We start from the raw sequence: 26,786 nt of genomic DNA on the forward strand, positions 1-26,786 counted from the left end.
TGGTGCGCCGGTCAGGATACGACCGGTGGGCGGGGCAGGGAGATGTCCCCCTGCCCGCGTCACCCGCGCGCGCCCGCCCTGATCAGCTCGGCCGCCTTCTCCGCGATCGCCACCGTGGGGGCGTGCGTGTGGCCGCGCGTGATCCGCGGCATGACCGAGGCGTCCACGACCCGCAGCGCCGTCACTCCCCGCACCCGCAGCGCCGGATCGGTGACGGAGGCGTCGTCGTCGCCCATGCGGCAGGTGCCGACCGGGTGGTAGAGCGTCTCCGAGGCCCCGCGGATCGTCCGGGCCAGCGTCGCGTCGTCGACCGTGCCGGGATGCGGCGCCAGCGGACCCGACACGTACGGGGCGAGGGCGCGCCCGGCGAGAAGTTCCTCGGCGCGGCGCACCCCGGCGACGAGCGTGCGGATGTCGGCCTCCGCCGTCAGGTACCCGGGGTCGATGAGGGGCGCGGAGCCGACGCCGGGACCCCTCGGCGTGATCCGTCCCTCGCTCTCCGGCTGGAGCAGCACCACGCCGATCGTGATGCCGTGTTCGGTGGGCGGGATCAGGCCGTGGTGGACGAAGGGAACGGGGGCGTAGACCAACTCGATGTCGGGGGCCGCCAGTTCCGTCCGCGTCTTGATGAACGCGACGGCCTCGCCGACGTTCGACGTGAGCGGGCCCCGCCCGCCGACCAGGAAGCGGCCGACATTGGCGAGGGAGTCCGCGCCGGTCAGCGTCACGGGCTCCGGGCAGCGCATGGTGATCGCGTAGGCGAGATGGTCCTGGAGGTGGCGGCCCACGCCCCGGGACTCGACGCGTGGTTCGATGCCCGCCTTCGCGAGGTCGTCCGGGTCACCGACGCCGGAGGCCTGGAGGAGCTGCGGCGAGCCGATGGAGCCCGCGCACAGAAGCACCTCGCGGCGGGCTATCAGTTTCCCGGGGACGCCGTCGGCGATCACCCCGGCCACGCGCGTCCCGTCGAACTCCAGCCTGCGGACCCGCGCTTCGGTCAGGACGTGCAGATTGCGGCGCCGCCGGGCCGGTTTCAGATAGCCGTCGGCGGCGCTCCACCGGCGCCCGCGGCGCTGGTTGACCGGGGTGAGCGCGAAGCCGCTGTGGTCGGGCTCGTTCAGCTCCGTCAGCTCGCGCAGACCCGCCTCCCGGCAGGCGTCGAGGAACGCGCCGGTGGTCGGGTTGAGGGTGCGGGGCGGCGAGATCCAGAGCGGCCCGTCGCTGCCGTACACGCTGTCGCCGCTCGCCCCGCCGGAGCGGCCCGCACCGCCCCCACCGGCCCCGCCCGTCCACCGCTCCGCGCGCCGGAAGTACGGTTCCAGCGCGTCGTAGGACCACTCGGGCCCCGCTGCCTCGCCCCAGGCGTCGTAGTCGTCGCGGTGGCCGCGCACCCACATCATGGCGTTCATCGAGGACGAGCCGCCCAGGGTGTGGCCGCGCGGCCAGTACAGTTCGCGGCCGTCGAGCGCGGACTGCTTCACGGTCGAGTAGTCCCAGTCGTAGGGCGTCTTGAACAGCTTCGGGAAGGCAGCCGGGATCCGGATCTCGGGTTTCCGGTCGCGTGGCCCCGACTCGACGAGCGCCACCCGCACCGCGGGGTCCTCGGAGAGCCGCGCGGCGAGAACGCATCCCGCGGAACCGGCACCGACGATGACGTAGTCGTACACGCTGTCCTTGCTCAACTCGGCTCCCTTGACTGGCGGTTCACGACCGGGTGCGCACAGGGGACGTACGGGTTCCGCGCATGGATGAGGCGTACAAGGAGTACACCCAACGTGGTCCTCCGGGTAAAGGGATGGCGCGAGGATCGGCCTGTCCTACACGATCTCCACATGACGAACAGAAAGGGCGACACCGAGGAGAGCACGCGGCCGACCGCGGACCGCACCGGGACCGGCTCCCGGCCCGGCACGCGGGAAACGCCGCTCACCCCGTACGCGCGACTGCCGCGCCGCTTCCACGACCACCACATCGCGCACAGCACCGTCGACGCCTTCGGGCGGGCCCACTGGCTTCTCGCCGCACGCGAGCCGGGCCCCGGACGTGGCGCGATGAAGCCGTACGACGCGGTGGTCGTCACCGTCGACACCGACGGCCGGGACCACGCGACGGAACTCAGCGCGGTGCGGGCCCGTTTCCCGCTGATCGACGCTCTGCCCGACGGTGGTTTCGTCGTCGCGGACGCGCGCAGCCGCCGGTCGGAGCAGCACGTGCAGATCTTCGACGTGCTCGGGCGGGAGTCGTGGGCCTTCCGCGTCGGTGACGCCGTCGAGGACCTGCTGGCCGATGGGGACGGGCGGCTGTGGGTCGGCTACTTCGACGAAGGAGTGTTCGGGGACGACGAGCTCAGCCACCCGGGCCTCCGCTGCTGGAGCGCCGAAGGCGAACCCCTGTGGGCGTACGAGGCGGCGGAGGGCGCGAGCCAGATCTACGACTGCTACGCGCTCAACGTGGCCGAGGAGGCCGTCTGGGTCTGTGCCTACGACGACTTCTCACTCCTGGAGGTCCGCCCCGGCGGCGCGGTCCGGCAGCACGCGAACGAGCTGGAGGGAGCCACCGCGCTGGCCGTGCACCAGGGCCGGGTGACCTTCATCGGCGGGTACGGCGACGAGCGCGACCGGCTCGTGGACGCAGAGCTCCGGCCCGAAGAGCTCCGGCCGTACGCGTCCGGGCGGCTCGTCGGGCCCGGCGGTGGGCCACTCGGGCACCGCAGGACCGTCAGCCGTGGCCCGCGCGTCTACGTACAGGAGGATCCGTACACCGCGTGGACCGTTCTCGACATCAGCGCACCCGGCGTGTGACACCCCTCGGCGCACGCGCGTCGTCGGTCGCCGGGTCCTCATCGGGCGCCCGGCGCACGGAGCCCAGGGCCCTTCTGACGGATCTCCGTGGGAGAAGGAGCGGCGTTCGGTGCGTGCCCTGGGCTCCCCCTGCCGAAGCCTGGGGGAATGCGGTGCGAAGGGTCATGTGGCGGATCCACCTGTCCCTCTGTGCCGTGCGGCGAGGGGGGGGTGCCGGGCGTCGCGAATCCGCGGAGATCCGCCAGAAGGGCCTGAACCGTGCCCGATCTCATCAAGGCCCTGCGCGACCTCTAGCCGTGATCGTGCCCGGACGCCCCGGACTTGGCTCCATCTGAGTCGCCCGACCCACCGGAATCGCCCGACCCACCGGACTTCTTGGCGGCCGAAGCATGATGGGGCTCGTAGTCCGGGATCGTCCCGTCCGCCTTCTTCACCAGGAAGAGCCCCGCCATCCCCATGTCGGAGTGGCTCTGCACATGGCAGTGGTACATCCAGGCGCCCGCGCCCACCCCCTCCCCCGCGATGACCTGGAAGCCGAACGAGTCGCCCGGCCCGGTGATCTTGTCGTCGAGGACCTGGCTCGGGTCGTTGGGGCCGGTCAGCAAGCCCGTGCGGTTGTCCGCCCAGCGGTGACCGTGGACGTGGAAGGTGTGGTAGTACTCGCCGTGCGTGATCGAGACGAACTCGACCCGATCACCCACCGTGGCCTCGAAGTTGGGGCTGTCGTGGCCCGCCTTGTTGTTGATCGTCATGTCGTTGAAGACGATCGTGAAGGTCTTGTCCGGCAGCAGATCGCCCTTGCGGCGCACGATCAGCGCGCCGTAGAGCCCCTTGCGCACGCCTCCCGTCCCGTGGTCGGTGCCGACGACGTGGTCGTGGTAGTGCCAGTAGCCCGCCGTGCCCGGACGCCAGGTGCCGTCCTTGCGGCGGCCGGGCGCGTGGGTGCGCCAGGTGTAGGTCCGTTTGCCGCCCGGCTCGACATGGCTGTGGGTGTGTCTGGTGCCGTCGCTGGAGATCTCGTAGTCCATGCCGTGCACGTGCAGGCTGGCGTCCACGTCCATCGTGTTCTCGAACTCGATGTGCAGGGTGTCGCCCTCGTTCAGCTCGATGAGCGGGCCGGGGATGGACGCCTTGCCCTTCTCCAGGCCGTAGCCCATCTGCCCGTCCGGCAGCTTCTCGGCGTACATCTTGATGCGGCGCACCTCGCCGCCCGCGGGGGCGGTCTTGGGCCCTTCGGCCGTGCTCGCCTCGGGCGCGCCGGCCAGCGACAACGATGTCACCCCAGCCGTCGCGACGGCCCCGCCCACGAGCATCCGCCGGTTGAAGCTCCGTCTGTCCATGCCGAACTCCCCACTGCGGTACGGAGACTGACGGGGCGCAGGTGGCCCCCGAGACGGCCACACGGTATCGGGGGGATCTTCGTTTATCCACACGCAGGACAAAGTTCGCGGAATTCCGTCCGTACCTATTGGCGAGTGGCGGAAAGAGGTCTAGCTTCATCCGCGCCTGTTGCTGTGACCGACGAGGGGTGGGTGTACTCATGCGGCTCACACCGCATCAAGAGCCCTTGGCTGTACGAGGGTTGAGCAGAGTCAGACGCAGACCGAACCGCCACGACCGAAGCCGACAGCGGAACGGGAGCCGCTCACGCCGCGCCTGGGCCGCCGCCCTGATCTCCGGGGTCATGGTCACCGGCGCGCTCTCCACACAGGCCGCGACCGCGCGGCCCTATCCCGAGCCACCGTTGACAACGATGTCCCTGCCGTCGCCGCCAGGTCAGGCGAACGTGCGCGTCCTGGTCTTCCACGGCTCCGCGGCGGGCGGCGACGAGTCGCCCGTCGTGAACGCCGGCATCGAGGCCATCGAGAAGATCGGACTGTCGGGCCCGGCCGCCCAGCGGTTCAAGATCGAGGCGACGGACGACCCGGCGGTCTTCACGAACGAGACCAAGCTCGGCAGGTTCAACGCCATCGCCTTCCTGACCGGCGGCGGCGACGTCCTCGACCCCGAGCAGGAGGCGGGCCTCGAGGCCTACATGGAGGCGGGCGGCGGTTTCCTCGGCGTCCATGACGCGGCCCGCGCCGAGCCGTACTCGAACTGGTTCACCGGACTGATCGGCGCTCGCCCCGCCGACTCCAGCCCGACGAACGTACAGCGCGCCACCGTCGAGGTCGGCGACCGGGAGAATCCGGCCACCAAGGACCTGCCCCTCCAGTGGAAGCGCCCCGACCAGTGGCTGAACTGGACCAAGAACCCGTCCGGTGACGTGCACACCGTGGCCCGCGTACGCGAGTCGACGTACGAGCCGGGCGCGAGCAAGAACGGCGCCGACCACCCGGTCTCCTGGTGCCGTGACTACGACGGCGGGCGCTCCTTCTACACCGGCATGGGCGGCACGGCGGCCTCGTACGACGAGACGGACTTCCGTCAGCACCTGCGCGGCGCCCTGCTCTGGACGACCCGCATCGCGCGCGCCGACTGCAAGGCGACGATCAACGCCAACTACAAGGCGACGCGCCTGACCCAGGCCAACCAGCCGGGACAGAACGACCAGATCGGCGAGCCGCACGGCCTGGTCACCGCCCCCGACGGACGCGTCTTCCACATCGGCCGCGGCGGCGCCGACTCCTCGCAGCCGGTCATCACCGACTGGAACAACCCCGACATCGGCAAGGGCAAGGGCGAGATCCACGTCTACGACCCCAAGACCAAGAAGTCGACGCTCGCCGGGGCGCTCACCGTCTTCGGCAACAAGGGCGGCGGCGATGAGCTGATCAAGGTCGAGGAAGGTCTGCTCGGCATCGAGCTGGACCCGAAGTTCGAGCAGAACGGCTGGGTGTATCTGCACTACACACCCCACTCGAAGATCAACCGTGAGACGCACATGGCCGAGCGCTACGTCTCGCGCTTCACCCTCGACCAGAGCACGAACAAGCTGGACCTCGCCAGCGAGAAGGTCCTGCTCAAGTGGCCGGTCCAGATCCACAGCTGCTGCCACGCGGGTGGCGGCATGGCCTGGGACTCAAAGAACAACCTCTACATCGCCACCGGCGACAACAACTCCTCGGGCTTCAGCAACGGATACTCGGGCAACAACCCGCAGCCCAACTTCAAGGGCGTCTCCTTCGCCGACGCCCGCCGCACCGCGGGCAACACCAACAACCTCAACGGCAAGATCCTGCGCATCCACCCGGAGCCAGACGGGACGTACACGCTCCCTGAGGGGAACCTCTTCACGGGCAAGGAGCCGGACGAGGGCGGCGGCAAGACGCGCGGCGAGATCTACGTGATGGGCGTCAGGAACCCGGCGCGCATCTCCGTCGACAAGAAGACCGACACCCTCTACGCGGGCTGGGTCGGCCCGGACGCCGGTGAGCCGTCCACGACGTGGGGCCCGGCGAAGTACGACACGTTCGCCGCGATCACCCACGCCTCCAACCGCGGCTGGCCGTACTGCATGGGCAACAACCAGCCCTACCGCGACCGCAACCTGCCGGACCCGACGAAGCCGCTGGGCTGGTACGACTGCAAGAACCTGAAGAACGAGTCGCCCAACAACGACGGTCTGGTGAACATCCCGCCGGCCGAGCCGAACAACATCTGGTACTCGCCGCAGGGCGGCGGCGTCGACTACCCGCGTGACGCCAACGGCGTCCCGAGCTACAAGACGTCGGAGCAGAAGATCCTCCTGCCGTGGCTCAAGGGCGGCGGCCAGGCCACGATGAACGGCCCGGTCTACCGCCACGACGCCACGAGCACCAGCGCCGACAAGTGGCCCTCGTACTGGGACGGCAAGTGGTTCGTCGGTGACTTCTACGACGCCGACCAGCCCCGGCACGCGGTCCTGACCGACCCGAAGACGGTCGGCAGCGGCGGCCTGCCCACGCACGCCGAATCCCTGAAGAAGATCATCCCGATCGGCAACGACGGCATCAAGAACCTCATGGACTGGAAGTTCGCCGCCGACGGTTCGCTCTACGTCCTCGACTACGGTCGCGGCTTCTTCACCTCGGACTCCAAGTCGGCGCTGTGGCGCGTCACTTACTCGGGCGGCGAGGCCACACCGGCCGCCAAGGACCTGGCAAGGAGGGCGGGATGACGATACCCGCGGTAGGCAAGCGAAGACTCTGGACGGCGCTTCTCGCGTCGCTCCTGATGGTGCTCGGCCTGACGTCGACGGCGGCGAGCCAGCCCGACAACCCGGGCCGGGCCGCGGCCCGGACACTGACCTGGACCGCGGGCAACGACATCGACAAGTACACCTCCGCGCCCGCCACGGCGGTCGCGGGCGCGACGACGATCGTCTTCGAGAACAGTGAGGCGACCGGCAACACCACCGGCATGCCGCACACGCTGACGTTCGACGTCTCCGACCCCGAGTACAACAACGACGTACCGCTGAACATCCTGGCCAACCCGAACGACGACCAGGGCGGCAAGCACACGGCGGAGGTCACTCTGTCGCCCGGCCGGTACCGCTACCACTGCACGATCCCGGGCCACGGCGCGATGCAGGGCATCCTCGTGGTGACCGAGGGGGGCGGCGAGGACACCACGGCGCCCGAGACGGCCGCCAAGGTCGAGGGGCAGACCAACTCCGACGGCGCTTACGTCGGTTCCGCCACCGTCGCGGTGACGGCGACCGACGAGGGCTCGGGCGTCGACAAGACCGAGTTCGCGGTCGGCGTCGACGGCGCCTGGCAGCCGTACACGGCGCCCGTGGTCGTCGACCAGGTCGGCACCCACAAGATCCGCTACCGCGCGAGCGACAAGGCGGGCAACGTGGCGGCGGAGAAATCCGTCGACTTCACGGTGGTCCCGCCGTCGACCGACGACAAGACACCGCCGGAGACCTCGGCCACGGTGAGCGGCGAGAAGAACGACAAGGGCGAGTACGTCGGGATGGCGACCGTCACCGTGACGGCGTCCGACACCGGCTCCGGCGTCAACAGGATCGAGTACGCGGTCGGTGACGGCGGCGCCTGGACGGCGTACACCGCGCCGGTCATGGTCCACGCGGCGGGCGCGCACAAGATCCGCTACCGCGCGTCCGACAAGGCGGGGAACCAGGCGGCCGAGAAGGCCGTCGAGTTCGCCGTGGTCACGCCGCCGGTCGAGGACAAGACGCCGCCGGAGACCACCGCGAAGGTCGAGGGCGACAAGAACTCGGACGGCGCGTACGTCGGCAAGGCGAAGGTGACGGTCAGCGCGACCGACGCCGACTCCGGCGTCGACAAGGTCGAGTACTCCCTGGACGGAGGCCCGTACCTCGCCTACACCGACCCGGTCGTCGTCGACCGCGTGGGCCGGCACACGGTGGCGTACCGCGCGAGCGACAAGGCGGGCAACACCTCGGCGGCCAAGGACGCGTCCTTCACCGTCGCGGAGGGCGGCGGGGTTCCCGCCCCCAACTGCCCCGAGTTCGACGAGCGGTTGACGGTCATCGTCGGCACGGTCGACACGGGGATCCCGAACCGCGTCACCAACAACCGGTGCCGCATCAACGAGTTGATCGAGGACGAGAAGGAGTGGACGTCCCACGCGCTCTTCCTCAAGCACGTCAAGAGCGTCACGGACAAGCTCCTGAGGGCGGGTGAGATCGACCAGCGCGAGTACAACAAGATCAATCGCGCCGCGAAGCAGTCCGGCATCGGCAAGCCCGGCCAGACCGAGGGCTACCGCAAGATCTTCGACGGCACCCAGGACTCCCTGAACAAGTGGGAGCAGGTGGGTGGCGGCAAGTTCGGCCTGAACCCGGATGGTTCGATCACCAGCAGCACCACCGTCCAGGGCATGGGCATGCTGTGGTTCCCCGAGCGCAAGTACGGCGACTTCTCGCTGAGGCTCCAGTGGCGGGACGACGCGCCGGGCAACGGCAACGCCAACGGTGGCGCCTTCGTGCGCTTCCCGCAGGTCCACGACCACCCGGAGGAGTCGCGTCCGGAGTGGGTCGCCATCAAGTACGGGCACGAGGTGCAGATGCTCGACCGGATGGACGGCGACATGTACAAGACGGGGTCGATCTACGGCTTCGACCGGGTGGGTCTCGGCGGCGCCGGGGTCACCCCGAAGGGCACGTGGAACGACTACGAGATCAAGGTGGTGGACCAGCACTACTCGATCTACCGCAACGGCGTCCTGATCAACGAGTTCGACAACACGGGCGGCCAGGTCTTCACGCCGCCGCGTGGCGACGACCCGGGCACGGACGGACGGCGCTACTCGTCCGGCTACGTCGGGCTCCAGGTGCACGGGGTCACGGATGTGATCTCGTACCGGGACATCAGGATCAAGGAGCTGTAGTCAGCTTCTGACCGGCCCGGCTTCGGCCCCCGCGCCCCGACTCGGGCGCGGGGGCCGTCGGCCTTCCCACCGCGTCAGTCCTCGTGCCTGGCCCTGCTCGGCTGAACCCGCTTCGGCTCGCCCGGCATCTTCGGGTACTCCGGCGGATAGGGCAGGTCGCCGCGGCCGTGGTCCCGCTCGTCCCGGCGGGCGAGTTCGAGGAGCGCGTCCAGGGAGAAGGCGTGCTTCTCCATGTCCGCGTGCACGTCGCCGACCTGGGCGAACCGCTCGGGCATGGTGCCGATGTCGAAGTCCTCGGGCACCGCGTCGTCCACCTCGTCCCAGCGCAGCGGCGCCGACACGGGGGCGTTCGGCCGTGGCCGCACCGAGTAGGCGGAGGCGATGGTGCGGTCTCGGGCGGCCTGGTTGTAGTCGACGAAGATCCGCTCGCCCCGCTCCTCCTTCCACCACGCGGTGGTGACCTGGTCCGGCATACGGCGCTCCAGCTCGCGACCGCAGGCGATCACGGCCCGGCGCACCCCGCTGAAGTCCCACCGGGGTTCGATCGGCACGAAGACGTGCAGGCCGCGTCCGCCGGACGTCTTGGGCCAGCCCTGGAGGCCGTACTCGTCCAGGACGGCGCGGAGTTCGTGGGCGGCGCGGACCGCGTCGGCGTAGTCCGTGCCGGGCTGCGGGTCCAGGTCGATGCGGAGTTCGTCGGGGTGGTCGGTGTCGCCGCGCCGTACCGGCCAGGGGTGGAAGGTCAGCGTGTTGAACTGGGCGGCCCAGATGACGGCGCCGACTTCCGTGGGGCACATCTCCTCGGCGGTGCGGCCGCTGGGGAAGGCGATGGTGGCCGTGGGAATCCAGTCGGGGTGGGTCTTGGGGACACGCTTCTGGTAGAAGAACTCGCCGGTGACCCCGTCCGGGAAGCGCTGGAGCGTCGTGGGGCGGTCCCGCAGGGCGCGGACGATCCCGTCCCCGACCGCGAGGAAGTAGCGGGCGACGTCCAGCTTGGTGAAGCCCGGCTCCGGAAAGACGACCTTGTCCGGGCTGGAGAGCCGCACCGTCCGCCCGCCCGCGTCGAGCTCCACCGCTTTACCACCCATGCCGCCACGCTAGGCGCAATGGACGAGAGTCGCATACCGGGCACAAAGTGACGTATAGGGCCAGAATCAAGGCATGGATCTGCCGGTGATGCCCCCCGTCAAGCCCATGCTCGCCAAACCCGTGGCGAGGATCCCGCCGGGCATGCAGTACGAGGCCAAGTGGGACGGCTTCCGCGCGATCGTCTTCAGGGACGGCGCGGAGCTGGAGATCGGCAGCCGTACGGGCAAGCCGCTGACCCGCTACTTCCCCGAACTGGCCGAGGCCCTGCTCGACCGCCTGCCCGCCCGCTGCGTCCTGGACGGCGAGATCGTGATCGCCCGGGACGGCCATCTCGACTTCGACGCTCTCACGGAGCGCATCCATCCGGCCGCTTCCCGGGTGCGCACGCTCGCCGAGCGGACCCCGTCCTCCTTCGTGGCCTTCGACCTCCTCGCCCTGGACGACGAGGGGCTCCTCGACACACCCCTGAGCGACCGCCGCGCGCGGCTCACCGAAGCCCTGCACGGCGTGAGCGCCCCCGTTCACCTCGCGCCCGCCACCACGGACGCCGAGCTGGCCGGGGAGTGGTTCGAGCAGTACGAGGGCGCGGGCCTCGACGGCGTCATCGCCAAGCCGCTCGATCTGCGCTACCGGCAGAACGAACGCTCCATGTTCAAGATCAAGCACGAGCGCACGGCCGACTGTGTGGTCGCCGGCTACCGCCTCCACAAGAGCGGCCCCGTCGTCGGGTCGATCCTGCTCGGCCTGTACGACGACTCGGGCACCCTCCAACACGTCGGCGTCTGCGCCGCGTTCTCCATGCGGCGGCGCGCGGAACTGATCGACGAGCTCGAACCGCTGCGCCTGGAGTCGGCACAGGATCACCCCTGGTCCGCCTGGGCGGACGAGGCCGCGCACGAGACGTCCCGGATGCCGGGCGCGCCCAGCCGCTGGACGGGCAAGAAGGACCTGTCCTGGGTGCCACTGCGCCCCGAGCGCGTCTGCGAGGTCGCGTACGACCACATGGAGAACGGGCAGCGCTTCCGGCACACCGCGCGGTTCCGCACCTGGCGTCCGGACCGCACGCCTGACAGCTGTACGTTCGCCCAGCTGGAGGAGCCGGTCCGGTACGACCTGGCGCATGTGCTGCGTTAGGTCAGATGCCCGACCTCCGCCCGGACGCCGCACCGCCCGGACGCCGCACCGCCCGCACCGCCCCGCACCGCCCGCGGCCGTGCGTGACGCCCCGCCGAGAACACATTCACGCCAATGTTCGCCCCCGCGCCCTCGCGCCGCTTCCACGTCACCGGCGCCGACCGTAAGCTCCCTCGCCTGATACGGGAGTTACTTACGGTAAGGGGGCCGGGCCATGGGGTACTCGGGAGCGGCGGGCAGCACGAGACGGACGTTGGTCGCAGGGGCGGCAGCGGTGGGCGGCGCGGCGGCGCTGGGGGTGACGGCATCGTCGGCGGCGGCTCTTCCGGCGGCCGACGACGGCGCCCCGCGGGCGGATCCGGCGAAGATCTCCGTGGCCGTGCTGGGCGGCGGCGTCGCGGGCCTGACCGCCGCGCACGAGCTGGCCGAGCGCGGTTTCGCCGTCACGGTCTACGAGCGCAGGGCTCTCGGCGGCAAGGCCCGCAGCATGGACGTACCGAACAGCGCGAAGGGCAATCGGAAGCCGCTGCCGGGCGAGCACGGGTTCCGGTTCATCCCGGGGATCTATCACAACCTCCCGGACACGATGCGCCGCATCCCCTTCCCCGGGAACGCGAACGGCGTCTGGGACAACCTCGCTGCGCCGCGTGAGATGTCGTTCGCGCGCACCGGACGCGAGGACATCCGGATGCCGATCCCGTGGCCGGGCAGCGAGCCGGAGAAGCTCACCCTGGACGACATCGCACGTGCGCTCACCGCGCTGCTCGACACCGCCTTCAACCTGCCCGCGCACGAGGTCGCGTACTTCGTGAACCGCGCCCTGGTCTTCCTCACCAGCTGCGACGAACGCCGCGACACCACCTGGGAGTCGACGCCCTGGTGGGAGTTCGTGCGCGCCGCGAAGATGTCGAAGGACTACCAGCGCATCCTCGCGATCGGTGTCACCCGCAACATCGTCGCCACCAAGGCCGAGGAGGCGAGCACCCGCACCGTCGGCACGCTCGGCGAGGCCTTCGTCTTCAACGCGCTCGGCCAGGGCGCGGACGGGCCGCCGGACCGGGTGCTGAACGCGCCGACGAACGAGGCGTGGATCGACCCCTGGGTGACCCATCTGACGTCGCTGGGCGTGGAGTTCAAGATCGGCTGGAGCGTGCGCCAGTTGGGCTTCGCGGGCGGTCGCGTCACCAAGGCCGTCATCGAGGACCCCGACGGTGCACGCCGCGACATCACGGCCGACCATTACGTGCAGGCCATGCCGGTGGAGCACGCGCGCAAGACCTGGAGCGCGGAACTGAAGGCGGCGGACCCGCAGTTGGCACGCTGCGACAAGCTGGAGACGGACTGGATGACGGGCATCCAGTTCTATCTGACGGAACGCCCGCCCACCGTCAAGGGACACTTCAACTGCATCGACTCGCCCTGGTCTCTCACCGGCATCGCCCAGGCGGGCCACTGGCCGGACCGTGACTTCCCGGCCGACTACGGGGACGGTGTCGCGGTCGACTGCCTCTCCGTGGACATCTCCGAATGGGACAAGCCGGGGATTCTCTACGGCAAGACCGCCAAGCAGTGCACCCGCGACGAGGTCGCCAAGGAGGTGTGGGCGCAGCTCAAGGCCGCGCTCAACGACACCGGCAAGGTGGTCCTGAGCGACGGCAAGCTGCACTCGTGGTTCCTGGACCCGGGCGTCGACGGCATCGGGACGCCGAACCCGACCAACGAGGACGAGCTGCTCATCCATCCGGTCGGCACCCTGCACAACCGCCCGTCGGCCGCGACGAAGATTCCCAACCTCTGTCTGGCGGGCGACTACGTGGCCGTGCCGATCGACCTCGCGACGATGGAGGGCGCCAACACGTCGGCACGCCAGGCGGTGAACACCGTTCTGGAGAGGGTCGGCTCGGATGCCGCGCCGTGCACGGTGGCCTCACTGTTCCGCGCTCCCGCGATCGAACTCCTCAAGCGCCACGACCGCACCCGCTACCGGCTCGGTCTGCGCAACGCCCTCGATCTGGGCTGAATGCGGGAAAGCAGGGGCGTACGGGGTAGGAAGCCCGTATGGGAACGCGGACACGGACACGACGACGCATGACGGTGGCGGCGGTGGCGGCCGTCGCCGCCCTGGCCCTGGCCCCCGGCTGCACTCTGAGCAACACGGACGGGAAGGGGACCTCCACCGGCGACGGAGGACGCGTGCTCGCCGTGAAGATCGACAACGTACGTCCGGCACGTCCGCAGACGGGCCTGGAGGCGGCGGACGTCGTGTACGCGGAGCAGGTCGAGGCGGGGCTGAGCCGCCTGATGGCGGTGTACGCGAGCCGGCTGCCGCCGGTCATCGGCCCGGTGCGCAGCGCGCGGGAGACGGATCTGGAGCTGCTGCGGCAGTTCGACGACCCGGCGCTCGTGTTCTCCGGGGCACAGTCGAAGCTCCTCCCGCTGATCTCGGCGGCCCCCCTGCGCCAGCTGTCGCCCGGCAAGGCGCCGGGCGACGCCTACTTCCGGGGCGGCGGCAAGGCGGCCCCGCACAACCTCTTCGTACGCCCGAAGGCACTGGACGCCGATCCGGGCGGCGCAGGCCTGGAGAGCACGGGCTTCAGCTTCGGCCCGCGCCCCGAGGGCGGCACCCCGGAACGTGAGCGCACCGTCCGCTTCCCGGCGGCGCGGTTCACCTTCACCTGGTCCGCCGGGCAGGAGCGCTGGCTGGTCTCCATGGACGGCGAGCGGGCGCGTACGGCCGACGGCAAGACGCTCGCGGCTTCGACGGTCGTGGTGCAGTACGTGAAGGTGCGCGAGTCCCGGTTCCACGACCGCTCGGGCAACAACACGCCGTTCACCGAGACCGTCGGCTCCGGGAAGGCGCGGGTCCTGCGGGACGGCCGCGCCTACGAAGCGCGTTGGGAGCGGCCGTCCCCGCAGGAGGGCACGGAGTTCACGACGGCGGACGACGGCGGGCCGCTGCCGTTCGCGAAGGGGCAGGTGTGGGTGGTGTACGCGAAGGCGTGACGAGCCCCGGACGGGTCAGCCGTTGGTGACGGCGACGTGCTCTGCGGGGTTGCGCAGGCCCTCCGCCGCGTCGGACACCCGCCGGATCAGGTCGAAGAACGTGCTCTGCTCGTCCGCTGAGAGCGGCCCGAGGAAGACCTGGTTCATCCGGGCCGTGCGCACCGTCAGCTTGCGGTGCGTGCGCTTGCCCTCGTCGGTGAGGTGCAGCAGATAGCGGCGGCCGTCCTGCGGGTCGCGGACCTTGTCGAGCAGCTCGCGGCGGATCAGGCGGCTGATGACCTCCGCGATGGTGGACCGGTCGAGGCCGACCCGCTCGCCGACGGTGCGCTGGTCGAGGCCGGGCTCGGCGACGAGCGCGTTCAGCACGGCGAACTGCGGCGAGGTGATCTCCTCGGAGACCATCGTGTTCCACAGCAGGTAGTGCGCCTGCTGCAGACGCCGGGCCAGGTGCCCGGGGTGGGTGGTCAGGTCCACCGCGGCCATGAGTTCCTCCACTGCCTTGTGCCTGCTTGAGCTGCCTTGTGCCTGCTTGAGCTGCCTTGTGGCTGCTCAAGCCTGTTTGGGCTCGGCTCTTTCTGTATGTGCACTGAACAGTACTCGCCCTTGACGGCCTAGGGAACGAGTGGCAGCGTAAGTTCCACCTCGTGGAGATAGTCAGTGCCCTGATTAATGGGCAGGGCATCGAAGGCCTGGAAGAGATGGGGCTCGACAGATGGACAAGGTGGTGGCCTCGGCCGCCGACGCGGTGGCCGATGTGCGGGACGGTTCGTCCCTGGCGGTGGGCGGGTTCGGGCTGAGCGGTGTGCCCGGCGTGCTGATCGCGGCGCTGTACGAGGCCGGTGTGTCGGGCCTGCGGGTGGTGTCCAACAACTGCGGGGCGATGGAGTCGGGCCTTGCCGTGCTGCTCTCGGCCGGCCGGATCGCGCGCGTGACCGGGTCGTACATCGGCGGGAACAAGGAGTTCGCCCGTCAGTACCTGGGCGGTGAGCTGGAGGTGGAGATGATCCCGCAGGGCACGCTCGCCGAGCGGCTGCGCGCGGGAGGCTGCGGGATTCCCGCCTTCTACACCCCTGCCGGGGTGGGCACGCAGGTCGCCGAGGGCGGGCTGCCGTGGCGCTACGACGGCTCGGGCGGCGTGGCGCTCGCCTCGCCGGCCAAGGAGGTGCGGAAGTTCGACGGGCAGGAGTACGTCCTGGAGCACGGCATCCGGACCGACTTCGCGCTCGTGCGGGCCGCCAAGGGCGACCGGCACGGGAACCTCGTGTTCAACAAGTCCACCCGCAACTTCAACCCCCTGGCCGCGATGGCCGGCCGGACCACGATCGCCGAGGTGGAGGAGCTGGTCGAGCCGGGCGAGATCGACCCGGACGCCGTGCACCTGCCGGGGATCTACGTCCAGCGCGTCGTGGAGCTCACCCCCGAGCAGGCCACCGACAAGCAGATCGAGCGGCGCACGGTCTCCGCGCCCGAGGCACGAGGGACGGTGAGCCACTGATGGCCTGGACGCGAGAGCAGATGGCCGCACGCGCCGCGCGCGAGCTGCGGGACGGGCAGTACGTGAACCTGGGCATCGGACTGCCCACGCTGATCCCCAACCACCTCCCAGAGGGCGTCGAGGTGGTCCTGGAGTCCGAGAACGGCATCCTCGGCGTCGGCCGCTACCCCACCGAGGCCGAGGTGGACCCGGACCTGATCAACGCGGGCAAGGAAACGGTCACCGTCCGCCCCGGCGCCTCGTACTTCGACTCCGCGCTGTCCTTCGGCATGATCCGCGGCGGCCACATCGATGTCGCGGTGCTCGGTGCCATGCAGGTCTCCGCGCGCGGCGACCTGGCCAACTGGGCGATCCCCGGCAAGATGATCACGGGGATCGGCGGGGCGATGGACCTGGTGCACGGCGCCCGCACGGTGATCGTGGCGATGTCGCACACGGCCAAGGACGGCTCCCCCAAGATTCTCGAGGAGTGCGCGCTGCCGCTGACCGGCAAGGGCTGCGTGGACCGGATCATCACCGATCTGGGCGTCCTGGACGTGACCGGAAGCGGCCTGGAACTGGTGGAGTTGGCGCCAGGCGTCAGTCCCGGCGAGATCACCGCCAAGACCGCGGCGAAGGTCCACATCCCCGACACCCTCCACGAGGCGACCACCCCGGCCGCCCTCCCCGACGCCCCCTCCGAAGGAACCCCGTCATGAGCCTGCGTGACGTCTACATCGTCGACGCCGTACGCACCCCCGTCGGCAAGTACAACGGCGCGCTCTCGGGCGTCCGCCCGGACGACCTCGGTGCACACGCGATCCGTGAACTCCTCGCCCGTACCCCGGACTTGGACCCCGCCCGGATCGGCGACGTCTACTTCGGCAACGCGAACGGCGCGGGCGAGGAGAACCGCAACGTCGGCCGCATGGCCGCCCTGCTCGCCGGTCTCCCGGTGACGGTGCCGGGCGTGACCGTGAACCGGCTCTGCGCCTCCGGGCTCGAAGCCGTCATCCAGGCCGCGCGGGCCATCGCGCTCGGCGACGTCTCCATCGCCCTGGCCGGCGGAGTCGAGTCGATGACCCGCGCCCCCTACGTCCTGCCGAAGAGCGAGAGCCCCTTCCCCGCCGGGCACACCGAGCTGTACTCCACCACTCTGGGCTGGCGCATGGTCAACCCGAAGATGGAGCCGCAGTGGACGGTCCCGCTGGGCGAGAGCGCCGAACTCATCGCGGACAAGCACGGGATCACCCGCGAGCAGCAGGACGCGTACGCCCTGAGCAGTCATCAGAAGGCCGCCGCCGCGCAGCGTGACGGCCTGTTCGACGCGGAGATCGCTCCCCTCTCCATCCCGCGGCGCAAGGGCGAGCCCGTCCTCTTCGAACGCGACGAGTCCGTACGCGCCGACGCGTCCCTGGAGGCCATGGCCAAGCTCAAGCCGTCCTTCCGCGCTTCGGGAGGCACGGTCACGCCCGGCAACGCCTCGCCGCTCAACGACGGCGCCGCCGCGCTGCTCCTGGTCGACGAGGAGGGCCTGCGGGCGACGGGCCGCGAGCCGCTGGCCCGCGTATCGGCGTCCGCCGTGTCCGCGACCGAGCCGCACTACTTCGGGCTCGCGCCGGTCGAGGCCGTCAACCGCGCCCTCGCCAAGGCGGGCAGGTCCTTCGGTGAGCTGAGCACGCTGGAGCTGAACGAGGCTTTCGCGGCGCAGGTGTTGGGGTGCGCGGCCGAGTGGCCCGACCTCGACCCGGCGGCCTTGAACCCGCTCGGCGGCGCGATCGCGCTCGGTCATCCGCTCGGCGCGTCCGGCGCGCGACTCGCCGGGACCGTCGCCCACCAGCTCGCCCGGCGCGGCTCGGGCACGGGCGTCGCCACCCTCTGCATCGGCGTCGGCCAGGGCCTGGCCCTGGTCCTCGAACGCTGACCCGTCGCCCCCCGCAGTCACCACCACGCCGTACCTCACGGAGCCGAGAGACATGACCCTCACCGAACCCCTGCCCGACGGACTGAGCCAGCGGGAGATAGACACCGAGGTCGCCAAGGCGCAGGCTTCCGCCGCGCCCTCCGACCACCCGCCGCGTGACTATCCCCCGTACCGCAGCAGCCACTTCCGTCACCCCAAGCAGCCGCTGGTCCCGCTGCGCGATCCCGAGGCGGTGGAGCTGAGCGGCCCCGCGTTCGGCGTCACCGACATCACCGCGCTCGACCGCGACCTGACGCGCCAGCACCTGGGCGAGCCGCTCGGCGAGCGGATCACCGTGTCCGGCCGCGTCCTGGACCGTGCGGGGCGGCCCGTGCGCGGCCAGTTGGTCGAGCTGTGGCAGGCCAACGCGTCCGGCCGGTACGCCCACCAGCTGGACCAGCACCCGGCGCCGCTCGACCCCAACTTCACGGGCTTCGGCCGCTGCCTGACCGACGACGAGGGCACGTACTCCTTCACCACCATCAAGCCGGGCGCGTACCCGTGGCGCAACCACGTCAACGCGTGGCGCCCCGCGCACATCCACTTCTCGCTCTTCGGCACGGCGTTCACGCAGCGCCTGGTGACGCAGATGTACTTCCCGGGCGACCCGCTGTTCCCCTACGACCCGGTCCTGCGCTCGGTCACCGACGAGGCGGCGCGGGCGCGCCTGGTATCCGCCTACGACCACGATCTCTCCGCCCCCGAGTGGTCGCTCGGCTACCGCTGGGACATCGTGCTCGACGGCCCGTCCGCGACGCTCTTCGAGGAAGGCGACAACCACTGATGTCGTACGCTCCGACTCCCTCTCAGACGGTCGGCCCCTTCTACGGCTACGCGCTGCCGTTCCCGCGGGGCGGCGAGGTCGCGCCGACCGGGCATCCGGACACGATCACCCTGCACGGACAGGTGTACGACGGCGCGGGTGCCCCCGTCCCCGACGCGCTCATCGAGACCTGGCAGCCGGCACCCGACGGCTCCCGCACGGGCGCTCCGGGATCGCTGCGGCACGACCCGGTCACAGGCGAGGTCATCGGCCGTGACGGCGTCGCCTTCACCGGGTTCGGCCGCGTCCCGACCGACGCGGACGGTCACTGGGCGGTCCGTACGCTCCCGCCCGGCGGGGCCTCGTACATCGCGGTCGCGGTCTTCGCGCGCGGTCTGCTCCACCACCTGTACACGCGCGCCTACCTGGTCGACGAGCCGGGCGACCCGCTCCTCGGCTCCCTCGACCCGGCGCGGCGTACGACGTTGATCGCGCGCCCAGAGACGAGCCACACGTACCGTTTCGACATCCGCCTTCAGGGCGAGGGCGAAACGGTGTTCCTGGAGTTCCCGTGAGTCTTGAAGGTACCGACGTCGGTCTGCTCGCCCCCGGGCGAGCGGGCTCACACGCCGAGGCGGCGACGGGCGACAGCGCCTTTCTGCAGGCGATGCTGGACGCGGAGGCGGCGCTGACCCGGGCCCAGGCCGAGGTGGGCCTGGCCCCGGCCCGGGCGGCTGTGGCCGTCACCGCCGCGGCCGACGCCGACCGCTTCGACGTACGGGATCTGGCGCTCCGCGCGCGCTCCGGCGGCAATCCGGTGATCCCGCTGGTCGCCGACCTGACGGCGGCGGTGCCCGAGGAGGCGGCGCCGTACGTCCACCGGGGGGCGACCAGCCAGGACATCATGGACACGGCGATGATGCTGGTCGCACGGCGCACGCTGGACCTGCTCCTGGCGGACCTGACCCGCACGGAGGCGGCACTGGCCCGCCTCGCGTCGGAACACCGGGACACGGTGATGCCGGGCCGCACGCTGACACAGCACGCGGTCCCGACGACGTTCGGACTCAAGGCCGCGGGCTGGCGGTCGATGATCCTGGACGCGCGGGACAGAGTACGGCAGGTACGCGACACACTCCCTGCCCAACTGGGCGGGGCAGCAGGCACTTTGGCGGCGTTCGGGGCGTTCGGGGCGTACGGGACGGGCGGGGGGCCGGCGGGGGCGGGTGCGTCGGGGGTAGCGCCGGAGGGCTCTCCGGCGGACGTGCCGCCGGAGGATGCATCGCCTGCGCGAGGCGGGCTCGGGGTAGGGCTCGTTGTGGTCTACGCGCGCGAGCTGCAGCTGGCCGAACCGGATCTGCCCTGGCACACCCTCCGTACCCCGGTCGCCGATCTCGCCTCGGCCCTTGCCTTTGCCGCGGGGGCGCTGGGTAAAGCCGCCGCGGACATCCTCACCCTCGGCCGCACGGAGCTCGCCGAGGTTTCCGAGGGTGCGGGCGGTGGCTCCTCCGCCATGCCGCACAAGGCGAACCCGGTGGGCTCCACCCTCGTCGCGGCCGCCGCCCGCCGCGCCCCCGCCCTGGCCGCGACGCTCCACGCGTCGATGGCCGCGGAGGACGAACGCCCGGCGGGGGCCTGGCACGCCGAGTGGGAGACCCTGCGCGACCTCCTGCGCACGGTGGGCGGCGCGAGCCACCACGCGGCGGAACTCGCCGAGAACCTCCGGGTCCATCCGGAGGTGATGCGCGAACACCTCGGCCTCACCCACGGGTTGATCGTCTCCGAACGCCTCACCGCGGAGCTGACCCCCCTCCTGGGCCGGGCCCGCGCGAAGGAGCTGCTCACCTCGGCGGCCCGCCGTACCCGCGACGAGGGCAGGCCCCTCGCGGAGATCCTCTCCGAAGAGCCCGACCTCTCCGGCGTGGACCTCACCGACCTCACCGACCCCGCCCGTTACACCGGCTCCGCCGGAGCCCTCACCGACCGAGCCCTGGAGCGACGATGACCGGCAAGCTGCCGCACCACACCACCGAGGGCGCCCCGACCGCACCGCCCCTCCTCCTCGGCTCGTCCCTCGGCACCTCCACCGCCCTGTGGGACGCCGTGGCGCCCGAACTCGCCACCACCCACCGGGTCATACGCTGGGATCTGCCCGGACACGGCAAGTCCCCCGCCGACCTGATCGGCCCGGGAGCCACCGTCGCCGGCCTGGCCTCCCTCGTCCTCACGCTCGCCGACTCCCTCGGCATCGACCGCTTCGCGTACGCGGGCGTCTCACTCGGCGGCGCCGTGGGCCTGCATCTGGCCGCGCACCACCCGGAGCGGGTGGAGAGCCTCGCCGTGATCTGCTCGTCGGCGCACTTCGGCGGCAGCGCCCGCTGGGAGGAGCGTGCGGCACTCGTACGCCGCGAAGGCCTCGCCACTCTCGCGGAGAGCGCACCGGACCGCTGGTTCACGCCCGGCTTCACGGTCCCCGGCCTCGTGGACGACCACCGGAACACCGACCCCGACGCGTACGCCGCCTCCTGCGACGCGCTGGCCGCGTACGACATCAGGGATTCCCTGGCGTCGATCACCGCGCCCACGCTCGTCGTCGCCGGCCGCGAGGACCCGGCGACGCCGCCCGCCCATGCGCGCGAGATCGCCGACGCGGTGCCGCACTCTTCCCTCACGGAGTTGGCGGGCGCCTCGCATCTGGCGCCCGCGGAGCGCCCGGAGGCCGTGATCGCCGCGTTGCGGACGCACTTGACGGGGGTGGCGGCGAGCGGGACGCAGGTGCGCCGAGCCGTGCTCGGGGACGCGCACGTGGACCGCGCGCAGGGCAACACCACACCCTTCACGGCCCGCTTCCAGGACTTCATCTCCCGCTACGCCTGGGGTGAGATCTGGACCGACCCCACCCTCGCGCGCCGCGAACGCAGCATGATCACCATGACCGCCCTGGTCGCGCACGGGCATGACGAGGAGCTGGCCATGCACATCCGGGCGGCCCGCCGCATCGGGCTCACCCCCGAGGAGATCGGCGCGGTGCTGCTCCAGACGGCGGTCTACTGCGGTGTACCCGCGGCCAATTCGGCGTTCGCGGTGGCGCAGCGGGTGCTGGCCGAGGAGCAGCCCAGTAGCAGTAGTGAGTAGCAGAGGAGTAGTAGAGGAGTAAAAGGTCTCGGGCCGACCCTTTAGGCTGCTGCTGATCAGGGGGATCAGGAGTCCAGGGGAACCGGGGGGCAAGAGGCGATGTACGACGCGACTGAGGTGTTCCAGCCGCTACAGGCGGAGGATCCGCCGGTGGTGGCCGGATACCGTCTCGCGGCCCGGCTCGGCGCGGGCGGCATGGGCCGGGTCTATCTGTCGCACACGCAGGGCGGCCGGCCGGTCGCGATCAAGGTCGTACGGCCCGAGCTGGCCGACGACCCGGCCTTCCGGCGGCGGTTCGGCCGGGAGATCAAGGCGGCCCAGCGGGTCCGGGGCGCCTATACGGCCGAGCTGATCGACGCCGACGCGGAAGGCGTCCCGCCCTGGCTTGCCACGCTGTACGTACCCGGCCCCTCCCTGACGGAGGCCGTCGCCCGGCGCGGCCCGCTGCCGGTACCGGCGGTGCTGTGGCTGGTGGCGGGTATAGCCGAGGCACTGCAAGCCATCCACGGCGCCGGGATCGTGCACCGTGACCTGAAGCCGTCGAACGTGCTGCTGGCCGCCGACGGTCCCCGCGTGATCGACTTCGGCATCTCGCTGACCTCCAGCGCCACCTCCCCGTACACGGCCACGGGTTCCGCCGTCGGCACGCCCCAGTTCATGGCCCCCGAGCAGGCGTCCGCGGGTGAGGTCACCGCGGCCACCGACGTCTTCGCGCTCGGCCAGACAGCGGCCTTCGCGGCACTGGGCGAGCCGCTGTACGGGGACGGTCCCTCGGTCAGCGTGCTGTACCGGATCGTGCACTCGGAGCCCGATCTCTCCCTTCTGCCCGCGCAGCTCCGTCCGCTGTTCGCCAAGTGCCTGGCCGCCGATCCGGCGGAGCGGGCCACCCCGGCTGAGATCGTCGAGTGGTGCCGCCAGCGTCTTGGCCGGGACACCGACGCGGGCGCGGGACCGGCCGTCTGGCGGGACGTCATGGGGCCCGAGGTCACGGTTCCGGCGCCGGTCCCCCACCCCACCCCGGTGCACACGCTGCCGCTGTTCGCGCCGCCTCGTTCCCTGCCGGCGACCCAGTCGCCGGGGACGGACGAGCGGCGGGCCCGCCGAAGACGCAACGCGCTCATCACGGCCATCGTGACGGTGAGCGCGCTGCTGGTGCTCGGCCTGACGTGGACGGTCATGGACGCGACGGGCCTGCGCGTCCGGGACACTTTCTCCCAGTCGGACGCGTCCGACTCCGACGCCTCCGGCTCGGATGCCTCCGGACGGTCGTCAGGGTCCACGTCGGGGTCCACATCGGGGTCCGGGGACGGCGAGCGGTCGTCGACCGGCGAGAACTCCGAGGCCGGTGACAAGAGCGACGGGACGTCAGACACGTCGCGCCCGTCCTCGAAGTCCTCCGGCACCGCGTCCGCACCGCCGCGACCCGTCGCGTACCCCCAGGAATGGTTCGACGAGAAGAACTCCGTGAGCCTCCGGGAACCCGTCGCACGCAAGGACCGCAAGGGCGACATCCGCTTCGTCTGCGGGGAGGGCCGCTGTGCGCTGCAGAGCGACAAGAGCGTGATCACCCTGCTGTACAGCAAGCCGGGAGCCACCCTCGATTCGTGCCGCACCGCCCTCCAGGGCGCCGACAGTCACGACCTCCCGCTGGCCGCGGTGGCGGCCGGCAGCGAGATCTGTGTGAAGCACCCCTCCGGGGACATCGCCCTGCTCGTGGTCCAGGTGAAGTCGACCGCGCTGCCGAACGACGGATTCAGCTTCCTGACCGCGGACATGACGGTGTGGCGGGCGCCCTAGGGCGCCTTGCCTGAGCGCGTGCCCGCATGCCGTGACCGAAGGGCGCTCCAGGATCAGGTGGCGCTCCGCTCGCTCGCCTCGCGATACCGCCGCTCGATCGCGTCGACGTACGCCTCGTCGCCCGGCCGTCCCGCCCGCAGCAGACGCCACCACTGCTCGGTGCTCCCACTGGCCGGTTCCGTGGTCCCGATGAACTCCTCGACGAGCGCGAGGAAGCGCATGGGATCTGCGTGAAAGGGGAAGTGCCCGGCCCCCGGGAAGATCTCGAGGCGGCTGCCGGGCATCGCCTCGTGCGCGGTGTACGCGTGGTCGACCGGCAGGACGCCGTCCCGGTCGCCCCAGACGATGAGTGTGGGCATGCCCTGGGCGAGGTAGCAGCGGTCCAGCATCGTGACCACTTGGCCCCGCCAGTCGACGACGGACCGCAGGGTGCGGATGAACGCGGCCCGCGCCCACACGTCGGGCAGCGCGTCGACCAGGCCCACCAGCTCCGGCGCGTCCTGTCCGAGACCGGTGTCGAGCAGCCGCAGCAGCGCGACGGCGGCCCGCACCGGCAGACCGGCGCCGGGCAGCCCGAGCAGGGAGAGCAGCAGTGCGGCGCCGGGCAGCGAGACACCCCGCAGCACGGGGGTGACCTGCGGGCCGACGCCTCCTGTGCTCACCAGGACGAGCCGGTCGACGCGTTCGGGGAACTGGTAGGCGAACTGCATCGCGACCCCGCCGCCGAACGAATGCCCGACGAGGGTGACCCGCTCGATGCCGAGCACGCCGAGCAGGTCTCGGACTCCGTTGGCGTACGCGGCCACCGAGTAGTCGGCCCGGGGCTTCTCGGACGCGCCGTGGCCGAGCAGGTCGGGTGCGATGACGGTGTGGGTGCGGGCCAGCCGGGGGATCAGCGGGGCCCACGTCGCGGACGAGTCGCCGACGCCGTGGATCAGCAGGATCGCCGGCCCCTCGCCCGCGACGCGGTACGCGCGCCGGTAGCCGTGCACGGTGCGGAACCGCAGGGCGGGCTCGCTCTCGCCGCCGGTGGGAAGCCGCCTGGACTGGAAGGGCAGGATCCGCGCCATGGGCCGGAGTGTAGGCGGGCGGCGCGGTGGGGTGGTTTCGCAGGGGTTTCGGGTGGCGCAATTCGGGTGCGTCACGCGCCCCCGACGCAAACGCACCACGCATATCTCACGCAAACGCGTCACGCACACCTGACCGAAGGGTGGCTCTCGCGCCACGTCACCGAGCGGTCACTCAGGTGACAGTTCTGGCGGTTAAGTTACTTGGCGACCATGGGAGTTACGCGGCCACGTGAGGACTTTGCCACTGTGACGGGAGCCGGAGGACGCGGGCGGATGCTGTCCGCAGCGCTGGTCGCCGTGCTTTTGGTGATCGTCCAGTTCTTCGCGCACGGGCTCGACGCATCCGCGTCCGCCGCGCAATCCCGTACGCCACCGGCCACGGCGCCGTACGCGCAGTGCGGCGAGGACACGCACACCGAGAAGTCCGAGCGCTTCCCGGCCCGCGGTCGCCCGCACTGCCGTGACCTCACCCCCGACAACGCGCCGCAGCTCCACGCCCGTACGGACGCGATGGCGGACGACGGCACGCGCGCGTGCCGCTCCCTTGCCGTCGCCCACACCGGGCCGAAACCCCCGGGCCGCGAACTACCGGCCTTTCTCCAGGTCTTCCGCTGCTGATCGGGCCCTCCGGCACGACCCTGCCGTCGGGCTCTCCTCCTGACGGCTCCGTCGGCCGGACCCGAACCGGTCCACGTCACACCGATGCGCCCCCCACGGCGCTCAGGAGTCAACCGACATGCAGCCTTCCCTCGCCACCTTGCTCGACCGCGCCCGCTCCGTGTTCACGGCATCCGACGGCGCGCGACACGATTTCGCGGCCTCCGTGGTCGTCTTCCTGGTCGCCCTTCCCCTGTGCGCGGGCGTGGCCGTCGCCTCCGGAGTGCCCGCCGAAGTCGGCCTGATCACCGGCATCGTCGGCGGTCTCGTCACCGGCCTGCTGCCCGGCAGCAGCCTCCAGGTCAGTGGTCCCGCCGCGGGACTCACCGTCCTCGTCCACGAAGCCGTGCAGCAGTACGGTCTCGGCGCGCTCGGCGCCTTCGTGCTCGCCGCCGGCCTCCTCCAGCTGGTCATGGGCTTCCTCCGCCTCGGCCGCTTCTTCCGCGCCATCTCCGTGGCCGTCGTCGAGGGCATGCTCGCCGGGATCGGGCTCATCCTGATCGCCGGCCAGTTGTACGCCATGACGGACAGCGAGGCGCCCACGAGCGGCCTCGGCAAGATCGCCGGGCTGCCCGCGATGCTCACCGACGCGGTCGGTTCGCAGGACGCTCTTGCCGCCCTCGGACTCGGCGTGGGCACCATCGTCGTCCTCGGGTGCTGGCAGCGGCTGCCCTCGAAGGTCCGCGTCGTCCCCGCGCCGCTGGCCGCCGTGGTGCTCGCCACGGGCGCCTCGCTGCTCATCACCCCACCGGTGGCCACGGTCGAAGTGCGGGGGCTCGTCGAGGCGGTGCGGATGCCGGACTCCGCGGCCTTCGGGGAACTGCTGAGCCTCGGCGCCATCGGCACCGTCCTGGCGTTCGCCCTGATCGCGTCGGCGGAGAGCCTGTTCAGTGCGGCCGCCGTGGACCGCATGCACGACGGCCCGCGCACGTCGTACGACAAGGAGCTGATGGCGCAGGGCGCGGGCAACACCGTGAGCGGGCTGCTCGGCGCGCTGCCGATGACCGCGGTCATCGTCCGCAGCTCGGCCAACGTGCGGGCAGGCGCGCGGACGAAGGCGTCCCGCGTCCTGCACGGCGTCTGGCTGCTCCTCTTCGCGGCGCTGCTGCCTGCGGCGCTCGGCCTCATCCCGGTCGCGACGCTGGCGGGCGTCCTCGTGCACGCGGGCTGCAAGCTGATCCCGGTGCGGCAGTTGGCGCAGCTGTGGCGCGAGCACCGTGGCGAGGCGGTGGTCCTGGTCGTGACGGCCACGGCGATCGTCACGGTGAGCATGTTCGAAGGGGTCCTCATCGGTCTCGTACTCGCCGTGACCAAGTCCGCTTGGGAGACGTCGCACGTGCATGTGGAGGTCGTCGACAAGCACGTGGGCCCCATCCACGTGCACCTGTCGGGCAACGCGACCTTCCTGCGGCTTCCCAAGCTTCTCGACGCGCTGGAGGCGCTGCCCCCGGACCGCCCGGTCGAGCTCGACCTCACGGGGCTGCGGCATCTGGACCACGCCTGCCATACGTCGCTGGAGAACTGGGCGGAGCGGCACAGCGCGGAGGGCACGGACCCGGTGCGGGTGGCGTCGGGAGCGTGAGTCCGGGGCCCGGGG

General features: G+C 71.2%; 21 protein-coding genes. 16 read left to right on the forward strand and 5 right to left on the reverse strand.

Annotated features, from left to right (window positions below; all coding sequences use genetic code 11):
• Window positions 1-59: 59 nt before the first annotated feature.
• Window positions 60-1,682, reverse strand: coding sequence for a GMC family oxidoreductase N-terminal domain-containing protein (locus tag AB0I94_RS38540; RefSeq protein WP_363314460.1), 1,623 nt, complete (start codon window positions 1,680-1,682; stop codon window positions 60-62).
• A 150-nt stretch (window positions 1,683-1,832) separates the two neighbouring features.
• Here AB0I94_RS38540 and AB0I94_RS38545 point away from each other — a divergent pair, with 150 nt between their 5' ends.
• Entirely contained in the window at window positions 1,833-2,801 is a 969-nt protein-coding gene (locus AB0I94_RS38545) for a hypothetical protein (RefSeq protein ID WP_363314461.1), read from the forward strand.
• A 290-nt stretch (window positions 2,802-3,091) separates the two neighbouring features.
• Here the strand turns inward: AB0I94_RS38545 and AB0I94_RS38550 are convergent, their stop codons facing one another.
• The gene (locus AB0I94_RS38550) at window positions 3,092-4,141 is read right to left on the reverse strand and encodes a multicopper oxidase domain-containing protein (protein ID WP_363314462.1); all 1,050 of its coding nucleotides are present in this window, start codon (window positions 4,139-4,141) and stop codon (window positions 3,092-3,094) included.
• A 344-nt stretch (window positions 4,142-4,485) separates the two neighbouring features.
• Here AB0I94_RS38550 and AB0I94_RS38555 point away from each other — a divergent pair, with 344 nt between their 5' ends.
• Together AB0I94_RS38555 and AB0I94_RS38560 are read left to right on the forward strand one after the other, a co-directional pair.
• Window positions 4,486-6,900: a ThuA domain-containing protein gene (locus AB0I94_RS38555; RefSeq protein ID WP_363314463.1), complete on the forward strand. Its 2,415-nt coding sequence runs from the start codon at window positions 4,486-4,488 to the stop codon at window positions 6,898-6,900.
• Window positions 6,897-9,104 carry a family 16 glycoside hydrolase gene (locus AB0I94_RS38560; RefSeq protein WP_363314464.1) on the forward strand — a complete coding sequence of 736 codons (2,208 nt, stop codon included), beginning with the start codon at window positions 6,897-6,899 and terminating at the stop codon, window positions 9,102-9,104. The genes AB0I94_RS38555 and AB0I94_RS38560 overlap by 4 nt, the downstream gene beginning before the upstream one ends.
• Before the next feature lie 74 nt (window positions 9,105-9,178).
• On the opposite strand, the gene ligD is transcribed toward AB0I94_RS38560, so the two are convergent.
• Entirely contained in the window at window positions 9,179-10,192 is a 1,014-nt protein-coding gene (ligD, locus tag AB0I94_RS38565) for a non-homologous end-joining DNA ligase (protein ID WP_363314465.1), read from the reverse strand.
• Between the two features lie 73 nt (window positions 10,193-10,265).
• Between ligD and AB0I94_RS38570 the strand changes: the two genes are divergently transcribed.
• The 3 genes from AB0I94_RS38570 (at window position 10,266) to AB0I94_RS38580 (ending at window position 14,330) form a co-directional block, all read left to right on the forward strand.
• A complete protein-coding gene (locus tag AB0I94_RS38570; protein WP_363314466.1) occupies window positions 10,266-11,327 on the forward strand; it encodes an ATP-dependent DNA ligase in 1,062 nt (353 codons plus the stop codon).
• 214 nt (window positions 11,328-11,541) lie between these two features.
• Window positions 11,542-13,347 (forward strand): FAD-dependent oxidoreductase, encoded by a 1,806-nt coding sequence (locus tag AB0I94_RS38575; protein WP_363314467.1) that lies wholly within the window; start codon window positions 11,542-11,544, stop codon window positions 13,345-13,347.
• A gap of 38 nt (window positions 13,348-13,385) precedes the next feature.
• Window positions 13,386-14,330 (forward strand): DUF3048 domain-containing protein, encoded by a 945-nt coding sequence (locus AB0I94_RS38580; RefSeq protein WP_363314468.1) that lies wholly within the window; start codon window positions 13,386-13,388, stop codon window positions 14,328-14,330.
• 15 nt (window positions 14,331-14,345) lie between these two features.
• Here the strand turns inward: AB0I94_RS38580 and AB0I94_RS38585 are convergent, their stop codons facing one another.
• The gene (locus tag AB0I94_RS38585; protein ID WP_363314469.1) at window positions 14,346-14,813 is read right to left on the reverse strand and encodes a MarR family transcriptional regulator; all 468 of its coding nucleotides are present in this window, start codon (window positions 14,811-14,813) and stop codon (window positions 14,346-14,348) included.
• Window positions 14,814-15,042: 229 nt separating this feature from the next.
• Here AB0I94_RS38585 and AB0I94_RS38590 point away from each other — a divergent pair, with 229 nt between their 5' ends.
• From AB0I94_RS38590 to AB0I94_RS38625, 8 genes are all read left to right on the forward strand, one after another.
• Complete coding sequence (locus tag AB0I94_RS38590) at window positions 15,043-15,825, forward strand: CoA transferase subunit A (RefSeq protein ID WP_363314470.1); 783 nt, start codon at window positions 15,043-15,045, stop codon at window positions 15,823-15,825.
• Window positions 15,825-16,523, forward strand: coding sequence for a CoA transferase subunit B (locus tag AB0I94_RS38595; protein WP_363314471.1), 699 nt, complete (start codon window positions 15,825-15,827; stop codon window positions 16,521-16,523). Before AB0I94_RS38590 ends, AB0I94_RS38595 begins: the two co-directional genes overlap by 1 nt.
• A 2-nt stretch (window positions 16,524-16,525) precedes the next feature.
• A complete protein-coding gene (locus tag AB0I94_RS38600; RefSeq protein WP_363314501.1) occupies window positions 16,526-17,728 on the forward strand; it encodes a thiolase family protein in 1,203 nt (400 codons plus the stop codon).
• 52 nt (window positions 17,729-17,780) lie between these two features.
• Entirely contained in the window at window positions 17,781-18,551 is a 771-nt protein-coding gene (pcaH, locus tag AB0I94_RS38605) for a protocatechuate 3,4-dioxygenase subunit beta (protein ID WP_363314472.1), read from the forward strand.
• On the forward strand, window positions 18,551-19,105 hold the full coding sequence (pcaG, locus tag AB0I94_RS38610) for a protocatechuate 3,4-dioxygenase subunit alpha (protein WP_363314473.1): 555 nt from the start codon (window positions 18,551-18,553) through the stop codon (window positions 19,103-19,105). Before pcaH ends, pcaG begins: the two co-directional genes overlap by 1 nt.
• On the forward strand, window positions 19,102-20,535 hold the full coding sequence (locus tag AB0I94_RS38615) for a lyase family protein (RefSeq protein WP_363314474.1): 1,434 nt from the start codon (window positions 19,102-19,104) through the stop codon (window positions 20,533-20,535). The genes pcaG and AB0I94_RS38615 overlap by 4 nt, the downstream gene beginning before the upstream one ends.
• Window positions 20,532-21,665 (forward strand): 3-oxoadipate enol-lactonase, encoded by a 1,134-nt coding sequence (gene pcaD, locus AB0I94_RS38620; RefSeq protein WP_363314475.1) that lies wholly within the window; start codon window positions 20,532-20,534, stop codon window positions 21,663-21,665. Before AB0I94_RS38615 ends, pcaD begins: the two co-directional genes overlap by 4 nt.
• 99 nt (window positions 21,666-21,764) lie before the next feature.
• Entirely contained in the window at window positions 21,765-23,462 is a 1,698-nt protein-coding gene (locus tag AB0I94_RS38625) for a serine/threonine-protein kinase (protein ID WP_363314476.1), read from the forward strand.
• Between the two features lie 53 nt (window positions 23,463-23,515).
• Here AB0I94_RS38625 and AB0I94_RS38630 read toward each other — a convergent pair whose 3' ends face one another.
• A complete protein-coding gene (locus tag AB0I94_RS38630) occupies window positions 23,516-24,532 on the reverse strand; it encodes an alpha/beta fold hydrolase (RefSeq protein ID WP_363314477.1) in 1,017 nt (338 codons plus the stop codon).
• A 273-nt stretch (window positions 24,533-24,805) separates the two neighbouring features.
• Between AB0I94_RS38630 and AB0I94_RS38635 the strand changes: the two genes are divergently transcribed.
• Window positions 24,806-25,150: a hypothetical protein gene (locus AB0I94_RS38635; RefSeq protein WP_363314478.1), complete on the forward strand. Its 345-nt coding sequence runs from the start codon at window positions 24,806-24,808 to the stop codon at window positions 25,148-25,150.
• A gap of 118 nt (window positions 25,151-25,268) precedes the next feature.
• Complete coding sequence (locus AB0I94_RS38640; protein ID WP_363314479.1) at window positions 25,269-26,771, forward strand: SulP family inorganic anion transporter; 1,503 nt, start codon at window positions 25,269-25,271, stop codon at window positions 26,769-26,771.
• Window positions 26,772-26,786: the final 15 nt, after the last annotated feature.

The sequence above is a fragment of the Streptomyces sp. NPDC050147 genome (assembly GCF_040660195.1).
GTDB lineage: Bacteria > Actinomycetota > Actinomycetes > Streptomycetales > Streptomycetaceae > Streptomyces.

What these genes read in the sequence shown, in the direction of transcription:
- ligD (WP_363314465.1), bottom strand. Translation starts at nt 10,192, where the DNA reads ATGGGTGGTAAAGCGGTGGAGCTCGACGCGGGCGGGCGGACGGTGCGG.
- AB0I94_RS38575 (WP_363314467.1), top strand. Translation starts at nt 11,542, where the DNA reads ATGGGGTACTCGGGAGCGGCGGGCAGCACGAGACGGACGTTGGTCGCA.
- AB0I94_RS38580 (WP_363314468.1), top strand. Translation starts at nt 13,386, where the DNA reads ATGGGAACGCGGACACGGACACGACGACGCATGACGGTGGCGGCGGTG.
- AB0I94_RS38640 (WP_363314479.1), top strand. Translation starts at nt 25,269, where the DNA reads ATGCAGCCTTCCCTCGCCACCTTGCTCGACCGCGCCCGCTCCGTGTTC.
- AB0I94_RS38590 (WP_363314470.1), top strand. Translation starts at nt 15,043, where the DNA reads ATGGACAAGGTGGTGGCCTCGGCCGCCGACGCGGTGGCCGATGTGCGG.
- AB0I94_RS38585 (WP_363314469.1), bottom strand. Translation starts at nt 14,813, where the DNA reads ATGGCCGCGGTGGACCTGACCACCCACCCCGGGCACCTGGCCCGGCGT.
- AB0I94_RS38570 (WP_363314466.1), top strand. Translation starts at nt 10,266, where the DNA reads ATGGATCTGCCGGTGATGCCCCCCGTCAAGCCCATGCTCGCCAAACCC.
- AB0I94_RS38625 (WP_363314476.1), top strand. Translation starts at nt 21,765, where the DNA reads ATGTACGACGCGACTGAGGTGTTCCAGCCGCTACAGGCGGAGGATCCG.
- pcaG (WP_363314473.1), top strand. Translation starts at nt 18,551, where the DNA reads ATGTCGTACGCTCCGACTCCCTCTCAGACGGTCGGCCCCTTCTACGGC.
- AB0I94_RS38630 (WP_363314477.1), bottom strand. Translation starts at nt 24,532, where the DNA reads ATGGCGCGGATCCTGCCCTTCCAGTCCAGGCGGCTTCCCACCGGCGGC.
- pcaD (WP_363314475.1), top strand. Translation starts at nt 20,532, where the DNA reads ATGACCGGCAAGCTGCCGCACCACACCACCGAGGGCGCCCCGACCGCA.
- AB0I94_RS38635 (WP_363314478.1), top strand. Translation starts at nt 24,806, where the DNA reads ATGCTGTCCGCAGCGCTGGTCGCCGTGCTTTTGGTGATCGTCCAGTTC.
- AB0I94_RS38560 (WP_363314464.1), top strand. Translation starts at nt 6,897, where the DNA reads ATGACGATACCCGCGGTAGGCAAGCGAAGACTCTGGACGGCGCTTCTC.
- pcaH (WP_363314472.1), top strand. Translation starts at nt 17,781, where the DNA reads ATGACCCTCACCGAACCCCTGCCCGACGGACTGAGCCAGCGGGAGATA.
- AB0I94_RS38550 (WP_363314462.1), bottom strand. Translation starts at nt 4,141, where the DNA reads ATGGACAGACGGAGCTTCAACCGGCGGATGCTCGTGGGCGGGGCCGTC.
- AB0I94_RS38595 (WP_363314471.1), top strand. Translation starts at nt 15,825, where the DNA reads ATGGCCTGGACGCGAGAGCAGATGGCCGCACGCGCCGCGCGCGAGCTG.
- AB0I94_RS38545 (WP_363314461.1), top strand. Translation starts at nt 1,833, where the DNA reads ATGACGAACAGAAAGGGCGACACCGAGGAGAGCACGCGGCCGACCGCG.
- AB0I94_RS38555 (WP_363314463.1), top strand. Translation starts at nt 4,486, where the DNA reads ATGGTCACCGGCGCGCTCTCCACACAGGCCGCGACCGCGCGGCCCTAT.